This is a genomic window from Terriglobales bacterium (assembly GCA_035567895.1).
In the GTDB taxonomy this organism is placed as follows: Bacteria; Acidobacteriota; Terriglobia; order Terriglobales; family Acidobacteriaceae; genus Gp1-AA112.
This window is the reverse complement of record DATMPC010000007.1, coordinates 1-10,551: the sequence shown is the minus strand read 5'-3', so window position 1 is coordinate 10,551 and position 10,551 is coordinate 1. Positions and strand designations below refer to the sequence as shown.

The 10,551-nt window shown below is 55.2% G+C and carries 9 protein-coding genes; 3 read left to right on the top strand and 6 right to left on the bottom strand.

Going from position 1 to position 10,551, the window contains the following annotated elements; genetic code table 11:
* Positions 1 to 317: 317 nt before the first annotated feature.
* Positions 318 to 971 (bottom strand): response regulator, encoded by a 654-nt coding sequence (locus VNX88_01835; GenBank protein ID HWY67370.1) that lies wholly within the window; start codon positions 969 to 971, stop codon positions 318 to 320.
* An 806-nt stretch (positions 972 to 1,777) separates the two neighbouring features.
* On the opposite strand from VNX88_01835, the gene VNX88_01830 reads away from it, so the two are divergent.
* On the top strand, positions 1,778 to 1,975 hold the full coding sequence (locus tag VNX88_01830) for a cold-shock protein (protein HWY67369.1): 198 nt from the start codon (positions 1,778 to 1,780) through the stop codon (positions 1,973 to 1,975).
* Positions 1,976 to 2,004: 29 nt separating this feature from the next.
* On the opposite strand, the gene VNX88_01825 is transcribed toward VNX88_01830, so the two are convergent.
* From VNX88_01825 to VNX88_01815, 3 genes are all read right to left on the bottom strand, one after another.
* Positions 2,005 to 2,178 carry an Rdx family protein gene (locus VNX88_01825; GenBank protein HWY67368.1) on the bottom strand — a complete coding sequence of 58 codons (174 nt, stop codon included), beginning with the start codon at positions 2,176 to 2,178 and terminating at the stop codon, positions 2,005 to 2,007.
* A 142-nt stretch (positions 2,179 to 2,320) separates the two neighbouring features.
* Positions 2,321 to 3,979, bottom strand: coding sequence for an OmpA family protein (locus VNX88_01820; GenBank protein HWY67367.1), 1,659 nt, complete (start codon positions 3,977 to 3,979; stop codon positions 2,321 to 2,323).
* A 921-nt stretch (positions 3,980 to 4,900) separates the two neighbouring features.
* Positions 4,901 to 5,299: a ribonuclease HI family protein gene (locus VNX88_01815; protein HWY67366.1), complete on the bottom strand. Its 399-nt coding sequence runs from the start codon at positions 5,297 to 5,299 to the stop codon at positions 4,901 to 4,903.
* Positions 5,300 to 5,913: 614 nt separating this feature from the next.
* Here VNX88_01815 and VNX88_01810 point away from each other — a divergent pair.
* The gene (locus VNX88_01810) at positions 5,914 to 6,789 is read left to right on the top strand and encodes a DUF4097 family beta strand repeat-containing protein (protein ID HWY67365.1); all 876 of its coding nucleotides are present in this window, start codon (positions 5,914 to 5,916) and stop codon (positions 6,787 to 6,789) included.
* A gap of 72 nt (positions 6,790 to 6,861) precedes the next feature.
* Here the strand turns inward: VNX88_01810 and VNX88_01805 are convergent, their stop codons facing one another.
* Both VNX88_01805 and VNX88_01800 read right to left on the bottom strand, forming a co-directional pair.
* Positions 6,862 to 8,280: a DUF5666 domain-containing protein gene (locus VNX88_01805; GenBank protein ID HWY67364.1), complete on the bottom strand. Its 1,419-nt coding sequence runs from the start codon at positions 8,278 to 8,280 to the stop codon at positions 6,862 to 6,864.
* A 240-nt stretch (positions 8,281 to 8,520) separates the two neighbouring features.
* Positions 8,521 to 9,441 carry a M23 family metallopeptidase gene (locus VNX88_01800; GenBank protein HWY67363.1) on the bottom strand — a complete coding sequence of 307 codons (921 nt, stop codon included), beginning with the start codon at positions 9,439 to 9,441 and terminating at the stop codon, positions 8,521 to 8,523.
* A gap of 495 nt (positions 9,442 to 9,936) precedes the next feature.
* Between VNX88_01800 and thiL the strand changes: the two genes are divergently transcribed.
* The coding region (gene thiL / locus VNX88_01795; GenBank protein ID HWY67362.1) for a thiamine-phosphate kinase at positions 9,937 to 10,551 on the top strand (615 nt) is incomplete at its 3' end.

Here is a 10,551-nt window from a genome sequence, read left to right as displayed (position 1 = left end):
TGACGCTGCGAGGATCGTTTCGATTGCAGTCCCTGTTGCTCCCCTGCAAATTCGCTGCCTCTTCGGGCGTCCCCCAGTGTTCATGCGGGTTCTATCCAGCGGAAGAAATTCACTGATAATTTCGCTGATAAATTCGCTGTTCATTCACTGTTAGCCCCCTGATCAGTGAATGAACAGTGAATAAGGAACTGGAGACAGGCGGCTCCCATTTCGACACCCGCACTGTTCCATGCTGAGGCGCTTGGAGAAGTCTTCAGCTACCTGAACCGCCTGAATCCCGAACCAAGGCAGATGCCAAACTGGCCCTGCTGCACACACTAGTTCTGCAGCGTTCCCGCGATGGAGGGCAGGGCCTCCATCTTTCTGGGGGAAGCCACTGAAAGCGAAAAATCAATGATGTATCGCACTTCATTGAGACAAAAGACGCAGGGCGTTTCCATCACCGTGCCTGTAGCCTCTGACGACACGTTCAGCGGAAATGACCGCAAACACTCCGTGCATGTCAGAACGATGTACGGTATGCCTCTGGAGTCCTTACCGTTTCGCGGAACCCACACTGGAGCGGACTGCGTGGCATGGGCGATGGCACGCGAAGCTGAAGTTCGAAGTAAGCCCCCGACGAGTCTCGAGAGCGAGGCCAGCGTATCCGAGCCTTTGGCGTAGAAAGCGTCGGCAATTACTCCGCCTGGGATCGCATCCCCAGACTCATAGGCGCCGCTCATGGCGACAACCAATATCTCTGGGAATCGACGGCGGATCACTGAGAGAAACTCGAATCCCGACATCTGCGGCATATTCAGGTCGGAGACGATGAGTTCAGGAACCTTGGTCTTCAGCTGCAAAAGAGCATCGAAGCCGTTTTCGGCGGTCGCAACCTCGTATCCTTCAACCGACAGCGTCGTCGCGACCATGGTGCGAATACTGGGATCGTCATCGACGATTAGTATCCGATTCTTGGGAGAGTCGGACATGGTGTCCTCCTTGCCGCAACAGACACTACGGCGACTAAAAATCTCTCACTTGGAAGTTGACGCTGACGGGAGTCTCTCATTCAGCGTTTTTCAGTGCTGTTCAAAATTGCACACTTCAATAAAAATTCACGTTCCTTGTAAAGCTTATGATTCCAGAGCAGTTAAGGGCCAAGCTCGAAGCCCCCAGGCAGTTGGCTGAAGGCAGGAAATCCGCCAGACGGGTTCTATAAAAGGCGATGTCAAGAGGCAAACACTCCTTCTGAGCAGATGGGAACTCATAACGATCGCCGGCAACGTTCGCAGCGCCGCCACAGTATTGGCAGTTCTGGTAGCGACAAAGCTGCAGAGCAGTGATGGAAACCTTTCTCCACGTCAACGTGACCTCGGCGCGTATTGTTTCGTCTGCGACTTCGTCACTAAAAACCGAGCTAAGGTCTATTTTTGAAATCAGGTGGGAACACATCAACTCTAGGTAGTGGGCAACCTGTTCGATTCGAATCGGGCTGGCGTCCTCTATACTGCCACTGACGGAGGAGTTTACCTGTCCGTGGATCACGGTCAGACATGGCGATGGCTGACTGAGGGCTTTGCCGGCGGAGAGATGTTTTACCTTGCGGTATCGGGACCACGTCTGGCAGGGACTTTGGGAAGGCGCGCCTTCGTACTATGACCGCCGAACAGCGTTCCGCAGTGGCAAGCCGAGCCGGCAAGACGAGGCCAAAGAGTCAGACGAAGGAAGAGCGCGACGGGCGGCCCCAGCGCGCTGGGCGAAGAAGAAATAAAGCAGAAGAAATAAAAGGAGAGATATGGCACGAGGCACAGTGAAGTTCTTCAATGATGGCAAGGGATTCGGATTCATAACCCCGGACAACGGCGGCAAGGACGTATTTGTGCACACCAGCGCCATTGAGGGCGGCGTCTTCTTGAAGGAAGGCGACAAAGTCGAGTTCGAAACGGGCCAAGGACAGAAAGGACCACAGGCAAACAACGTCCGGAAGGTTTAGGTACTTTGGAGATTATCTTCCGGGTGATCCTAAATGCCCGTCTTCGCCTGTAGCAGAAGAATGATTTCCCCCTGCTGTGGCATACGGCCGATTTGTTTCTTTGAGAAAATCCGCTCGCCGTTAAGCGAAACGTCGAATGAACCAGGACTACCCATTTTGATACTTGTGGGAATCTTCATCTGGCGCTCGATTGCTTCTTTCAGACTCCCGGCCTGAGCTTTGATGTCGCTTCACATGAAACAGCGTTTGATTTCGACAGGCATTTCACGTCTCCCTCTGATCTTAAGCTTTTGGAGACGCCGGTACCGCGACTCTCAAGCACGGTACCGGCGGGATGGAGGGCTTCTAGTTTTGTCCTCCTGAGATCACGACGGGGCCTTTGCCGATCGCATCGCCAGAGACCACCAGTTCCACACGCCGGTTCTGCTGCCTTCCCGCTGCATTGTCGTTCGAAGCTACGGGCTGGGTTTTTCCAAAGCCATGTGAAGTTACCGATACGGAAGGAATTCCTTGTTTTACAAGGTAGTCCCTAACCGATCCCGCACGTTGCTCCGAGAGTTGCTGATTGTAGGCTTCGGTGCCGACACTGTCGGTATGTCCCTCGGCGACCAGATGGAGATCTGGGTTCGCCAACACGATTCCCGCAATCTTGGACAGCCGTTCCCGAGCGACAGCACGCAACGCGTACTTGTCGGTCTCAAACAGCACGTCAGACATGTTTACGATCAAGCCGCGCGATGTGTCACGCGTTTCCAGAACGGCATTGAGCTGCTGCAACAATTTCGCGCGCAGTTCAACTTTCTCCGCTTCTGCCTTGGCAGCTTGTTGCTGCGCAAGCGTGGCGGCACTGGCCGCGGCATCGGCCCGCTGACTTTCATTTTCTGCCTTGGCAGCCTGTTGTTGCGCAAGGGTCGCAGCGCTGGCTGCGTCGAGCTTGCTCTGAGCAGTGTCAGCCTCGGCTTTGGCCTGTGCCGAGCGGGCATTTTCTGCCTCGCTACGCGCTTTGTTTGCCGCGTCTGATTGAGCATCGGCTGTAGCTTTGGCCCGCTGGGTCTCGGCATTAGCCTGCTCGGTTTCATTCTTGGCTTTGGTTTCGCGGTCGGCGCCGGCCTGGCGTTCGTTGGCAAGCTCTTCCTCATGACGCCGGCGAACGCTGATGAGACGAGCATCCTCCGCTGCCTGGACTGCCTGACGGGAAACGGTGGCTATCGGCTTCTGGTCTGGCTTCTTCACTGCTTGATAACCTTCCGCTTGCTGCAGGAGTTTGGCTGCTTTGCCAAAGCTCTCCGCCGCATACTTTTCGCCACCGCTGAGCTGGGCTATGCGGACTGCATTACGCGCCTCCTCCAAATACAGAGGCGTCTTCGGATCGAGGACTAAAGGGGCATACTCAGAACGTTTGGGGATGTATTGACCTCGTCCTACGAGTTCATACTTAGCCTCAATGTATTCGGCTGCTCCCACCGTATCCGGGCGAACGAGATTTTCCATTACCACGAGATCGCTGGGTTGGGTAACTCCAAAGTATGGTTCCGCAGTTACAACCAGACCGAACGCCTGGAGATCTGTGGTCACGTCCAGCCTGCGGTCGTTTTCCGGAATGAACTCGCCAAGGTTGTTAGCGCGGCCTTCAGGAGTGATGGCCCAAAGGACATAGGTTAGATATTCCGTTCCGAACTTCTGTGGAGAATCCAGTCCATTCGTCTGGACCTGTAGGCTGAGACGGCCGAGGTGGCTCTCTACCTTGGCTGTTCCCTTCGCGTCGGGCATCAAAGTTGTGCCTTGCAAGTTTACTTTGGTGGCGCCGCTGCGGAAGTGGTAGTTAACTGCTTTGGTTGTGTGTTCGACTACGACAACGTGGAACGTAGTGATCGGATCGATGCTCGTGACTTGCTCTGGCGCAGTTTGTTGTAACTTTTCGGAAGGTAAACCCCAACCCGCCATAGAAGTAAACAAAACTCCGCAAACTAACAAACGATTCAGCGTGCTCGTATCAATCTTCAATTCAGACCTCCAAGGTCGAGGGCGCGACGCCACTCCAAACGTTCAAGTATTGAACGTTGCTGGATGGAATACTGGTCACAATTGACCTACTGTCGACTGGAGGCGCTATGGGTTGGTTACAAACCGACGGAAAACACGATTCAAAATTGCTGCCCACCTGGGATGTCGATCAAGAATTCATCCTCTTGCATCCATCCTGTGAGGTGAAATGTCTACGCCCAGAAAGGGCAGAGTTCCTGGTTCATTAATGACATACAACTCGGTTGCTCCGTTGCGCCGAAGCTGAGCCATCTTCTTGTCAATTCTGGCTTGAGGTTGTGCGAGGCCTTTCATGTAATGCTGAATCTCAGCCGATTTTGAAAGACAGAACGTGAGGCTGGACGGCTGGTCGTTAATGAACACTCCCACCCTGTCGCCATTCTGATCGACAACGAGTCTGTGGTGCGCTGGAATGACAAGCAAATCCTTCTTAAGCACTTCGAAACTGTGGCCCTTAGAGCAGGTTAGTCTGTGGATGCGTTTATGGTCGGTTGGGGTTAAAGCTCGCAACTGAACATCTGTGAGCGAGCCCTCTGCCACAAACTGGGGTTCGAACTCTGAGCACGTTGGGCAATAAGCCCCTATAGGGAAACTGCTTGCGGGTTGGTTCTTCCGGATTGTGCTTAGGGTGGCGATTGAGGGCCTGATTTCTTATTGTCTAATTCGACTAGAGACCCTTTGGGCCTACAACGCAAGTCACAGGATTGAGCCCCAAGGTGGTATTGCGCGCTGGACGGCACATGCTTTCCCATTGTGGAAACACCAGGGGAGTAGATATTCACTTCTTGTTGAGAACTTCTAAGAAGTGGGTGGCTCATCCTGCGCGGTGTTGGCAAGAGGAAGTAATCCCAGTCGAACATCGTCCTGCGGTGGCGTTCCGTTTTACTGGCGAGATCGGACGGCGTGGTGGGCTAGCTGGTTCGCTTCAATGTTGTATTCGCGTTCGATGTGGAAGATGGAGAACTCGAGGGAGCGGGCTAGTTTGCGGCAGGTCCAGTGGAGGGAGTAGAGGCGGGGGCTGCGACAGGCGTACTCGCCGGTCATTTGGCGAACCACCACTTGCGAGTCGGAGAAGACGCGCAGCACTTTTGCTTTCAGCTTCAGGGCATGCTGCAGGGCCTCGAGGAGGGCGACGTACTCGGCGACGTTGTTGTCTTGGTGGCCAATCCACTTCGAGATCCGGATCTTCTCGCCCTGGGGATCCTGGATGACGACACCGATCCCCGATGGTCCTGGACTGCCATGCGAGCCGCCGTCAACGTGGGCAACAAATTCTGACATCTGCTCTGGTTCTACTCACACCATGCTTCAACTCTGCTTCGTGGTCAAGTAAATCCTTGAGTGCTGCGGGATTTAACTGTTGTCTAGTTTTGTGGAAAGTATGTGAATAACGAGTACACAATAAAAATGGCGGCCGTAAGTTGTCGCTCGTCAGTCGCTTGCGTTCTCGCTTTTCCAGATGTTTTCAAATGCGTGTGCACCAATCATTAGCGTTGACACTTTCGGTCTTGGTCTTTAGATTGGTTTGCGTCGACGGTCGAAAGGTTCAGTGCCTATCAAGTTGCTGAGCCGAAGTAGACTGGGTGATCAACCCGGTGAAGCAATTCACAGGGTGACCAGACCCGAAAAAACCGGCGGACACTGCGAGGTGCAGCCGGGGTTTGGAACTGCGAAAGCAGTGATCGCATCAGGGGCTGTGACGGTACATGTATCCACGTTGTCGACTCCCTCGCAGGAGCCGGTAGCTGGAGCATAACCAATGTCGCAGCCCTTTTAATTTTTCCCGCCCGTTTAGCTCAACTCTAAAAACTCAAGAAGGAATCCGGACTGCGGAACCAGTGCGTTGCTCCGCGCGTACACTTCTGCAAGCCTAGTTCGCCTTGTGAGGTGATGAGATGAAGCGAAGCTCGACGCACAGGTTCTCGTTGCGCACTGAGATTCCGATATTCGTGTTTGCCGCGTTGGCGCTGGCTATCGCGCCCGGCGCAGTCGCTCAGACTGAGGAAGATTTTCATCAGCAGGTGTCCCTGGTTTCCGGCGGGTCCGTTCTGGTCGAGAACGGGCGCGGAGACGTTTCGATCGAGGGTTGGGAGAAGGCCGAAATGCAGGTGGACGCACACAAGATCTTCGAGGGCGATGGCGCCGATCGTGATCGATGGATGCGGGAAACTAAGATCCACGTGGAGGGCGACGAGCATCACCGGTCGGTGAGGGTTGAGTATCCAAACGATCTTTTCCACAGCTGGGGCGGGTGGAATGGACGGCGTGCGGTGAATCTGACGATCCATCTTCCACGACAAGTGAATGCCGAGCTGAAGACAGATCGCGGGCACGTGACCGTGCAGCGGATTGCAGGCAAGCTCGACATCGGCAGCGACCGTTGCGATGTTGACGTCAGTCGCCTGGATGGCGAGTTACGCGTGCATGCCGATCGCGGCGATGTGAAGGTTCGAGATTCAAGTATCCGCACAGGTATCCGGGTGAGCTTGGATCGTGGCTCGGCTCAGATCGCGCTGCAGCACCTGGCGGGCGACAGCGATCTGCAGGTCTCGCGTGGCGATATCTCTTTGACGCTGCCGAAGAGCGCCGCCTTCGTGCTGGATGCTGAACGAACGCGCCGCAGCAGCTTCCGCACAGATTTTGCTGTGCTCGCGCGCGGAAGCTTCGGCGGCAACAGTATTCGTGGCGATGTCAACGGCGGTGGTCCAACGCTTCGTCTCAGAGCGGATCGCGGTGGCGTGTGGTTGCGCGCGGCGGAGCAGGCACAATAGCTCAGCTTCGAAGTTCAAAAAAAAGGGCCACGTGTAAGCCGTGGCCCTGAGTAATTGGTCACAAACGACGCTTTACGGCTGGCCAATCCGATGCGCGACCAGGTTGTACTTGCCGCTTGCGAAGAACAGCAGGCCGCGAACCTGAACCGTCGCGCCGTTTGCGGGGGTTGTTCTCACCTCCGTCGATGGTTGCACGAAGACAGTTACCGTGGTCTGCCCGCTCAGCATCGCGAAAACCGAATCTGCAGCTACGGTAAGCGTGAAGGTTGAGGCAGTACCATTTTGGGCAAGAGCAGACACGGTGCCAGTAAGAGCTTGCTGTTTCAGGCGAACTCTGTCGGCGGTTATTGCCATGCCGCCGCTATGCTCGTCCTCAGTTTCGAACTCGTGGCTCCCCATTTCGGCTTCTACGTTTTGTCCTTTGGCCAGGGAGTTAGCGTCGAAGGCAGGCGTGAAGTTGAGGTTGGTTAGATCAACTTCATCGGCGTCAATGTTGAATTTCGTGTTGCTGTTTACATTCACTGTGAGCGTGGTGCCAATCGGGGAGGACTTGCCTGAGTCGCCCGAGTGGTCGCGAACTAGAATCGCGAACTGAGTGACGGGAGTGCCGGTTGTGCTTACGACCAGCCCCTCAGCTTCAGCTTCCAGCTCGTTCTCATCTTCCATCTCGACTTCGACTTTTGTCGCGAGCAACGTGCCATCGGATTGTGTAACTGCGTGCACCTCGACGATCGTTCCCTTCGTGATCGCGGACAGGCTCCCTACTCCTTTGAACTCCGTGGAGCTGTTCGTTGTGAAAGTAAGCGTCTGTGGTCCGGGTCCGAGCATGATTGTGAAAGCTGGGCTGGCGACATTCGTCACAGCACCAACTACTTCCTCTACCTCACCCTCCTCGACCTCGTGCTGGTTCTCCTTGTCAGGACGCACCATGCCGGTAGTCGCAACAATGATCGGCGTGAAAGTAATGTTTCCAGCTGCATCGATCGATACTGAGGAAGCAAGGTTGAAATCGAGATTCACGGTCGCGACCTGCGCGCTCAATATGAGTGGCGATGCGAACTTGATCGACACGGGCGTACTGGGAACTGGCAGATTCTTTTCGACTAAGCGTCCCGTGGCCGGATCCAACACGGTAATCTCTGCTGCTGACAATTGAAGGTTCGCCTGGGTGTAGGTCCCGGCTGGAACCGAGCTAAGCGCGATAGGACGGAATGTGCCGGCGAGGCGACGTAGTTCGATGTGCATCGGAGATGTGAGCACGGGCACGGTTGTTCCTGAACTGTTTGTTAGGGAAATCGAGGCGATTGTGAGTTCAAGCGCCGCCACGCGGTCATTCGGAGCATCGCCGATGTTCACCGTGACCATTGCGCTCTGCGGCGTGGCCGGCGCAGGCTGCATCGAGTGTCCGCCATTTCCGCCGCTGCAGCTCGTTAAAGCGATTGTCCCCGCGAGAACAAGCAACGTAGTAAAGGTTCTCAAGCCCAATTTCATAAGGCTCTCCTTTTTAGGTCTTGTTATCAGACGGGTGGCGAAAAAAGCATAGTCACAGGGACCTGACGAGATGTCATCCGGATGTCACGACGTTGTAATTGTTCTGAGTGGGAAATGCCGCGGGAGAAAGCCCGAACTGGAACGGTAAAGTTACGAGAATCAGTGGGAAGTTAGGAATTCCAAAACGGGAGAAGGTGAAGAGGCTGAATGCTGAGTACTGACGGCTGGGTGCTTCTCGTCCTACATCCCCGTCATCACGCCGGTTCCACTGCGTGCCCAGATTGTGCGCAAGTATTTGTGAGGGTTCACAGGCGTGTCCTGAATGCGGACTTCGTAGTGAAGGTGTGAGCCGGTGCTGCGTCCGCTGGATCCGACAAAGCCGATCACGTCTCCGCGATGTACGAAGGCGCCCTCAGCAGTTCCATAAGCGGACATGTGTCCGAATAGAGTCGTGATTCCGTGGCCGTGATCGAGAATCACGGTTCTACCATAGCCGTTAATGAAACTTACCGCTCTAACTCTTGCGTCGGCAGGAGCGATGATGGGCGTGCCGAAAGGGGTCGAGATGTCCACTCCGGTGTGGAATGCGCCTTCACCGTTGAATGGATCGATACGTTCGCCAAAAGATCCAGTCACAATTCCTTCTACCGGCCATAACGACGGAGCTGCTGCCAGGCGCTCCCAGTCGCTCATGTTCAGCGTGCCAACGTGGCCGTAGCTTGCGGAGATTCCCGCACCGGCAACGCCGGACATCGCTGTGTTCTTCAGAATCGCTAACTGACCGATTGAGTAACTGACCTGCTGTGCCTTTGCCTCTTCCGGGACAGCCGACTGAAATTCCGTTTCGGTCTTCAAGCCGTAGAGTGCGGAAACTTCGCTGGCTAGCGACCCCAGCGACGCCACCTGGACGTCCTTTTCTTTGGCTACCTGCTCGAGCTTGTTGTAATTCGCGCTGAGGGCTTCCTTTTCAACCTTAAGCTGGTTGAAACGCGCTACCTTGACCAGCATGCGCGTGTAGGAGCCGGCCATGCCGGTGATGGTGAGCATGCCGATGATGGCGCCCGCGATGAACATGTACAGGTAATGCAGAGGGATAGGCATCTTCACGAGTTCGCCGTCGGCGTCCCGTGCGACAAACATGATGTAATAACGCTTCCGCATTACCACTCCAACGACCGGATTTTGTTCGAGCTGCCCTTTTTTCTAACTACTCAGAGGAGTCACCCTGGTTGGGGATCAAGCGCCTCTGCCGGTTGTCTTGACGATAGTGAGCTTTTAGTTTGCGGAGCTTTACCACTGCCCCGAACTCAACGTGCCAGACCAACCATCGGGCCTGCGGCCAGAGATATTTCTAAAATCTACGGCACGTTAACAAAGCAGCTTCTCTGGTGTCAAACACTAAAGTGGGGTTACCTAAGTAACTTCGTGTGTTTTCAATAGGATATGGATTAAGGTTTTATTGCGGTTAAGGGAAAACACCGGCCTGACGGCTGGCAATGTGACTAGCCGGCGGGCTGGAAGAACTGGCAATGCAGCGACTGGTAAAAATCCGAGCCCCTGGTCGGTGAAGGGCGGCACCAACGCTTTCGCAGTAAGCTTATCGTCCAACTAATCGCTAATCGCTGGTCTTTGAAGCCTATTGCCTATTGTTCATCCATGCCCCTTCGCGAGCGCCAACTTCTAGACCGACTTCGAAACGTCCGCCAGGCCAAGAATTCCAGGGTGGCACTAGGCATTGGGGATGACTGCGCCATCCTGCGCCTGCCTGCCGGACGGGAAACGCTGGTTACAACCGATTTCAGCCTGGAGAATGTTCACTTTCGGCGGGATTGGCAATCTCCCGAGTGTATCGGGCATCGCTGTTTGGCTCGCGGCCTCAGCGACATCGCCGCCATGGGAGGCACACCGGTTGCTACCTTCCTATCGTTAGCGTTGCCCACTAATCTTCATCAGAAGTGGGTAGATCGATTCGTCGCCGGCCTGCTCCGCCTGGCGCGCTCATACGGAGTTGAACTCGCCGGCGGAGACACGGCACAGTCTTTGGACCGAGTGTTGGTCGACATCATGGTTGTCGGTAGTGTGAAACGCGGACAGGCTCTGCTGCGCTCGGGCGCCAAGGCCGGAGACCTTATATATGTGACCGGAGAACTGGGCGAGTCCGCCGCCGCGCTCCACCTGCTGACGTCCGGCAAAGTCAAAAGACGCAATGTCTTCCCCCAGCCACGAATCGCCGTGGGCGAGTGGCTGGTTCAACAACGCATTGCAACCTCG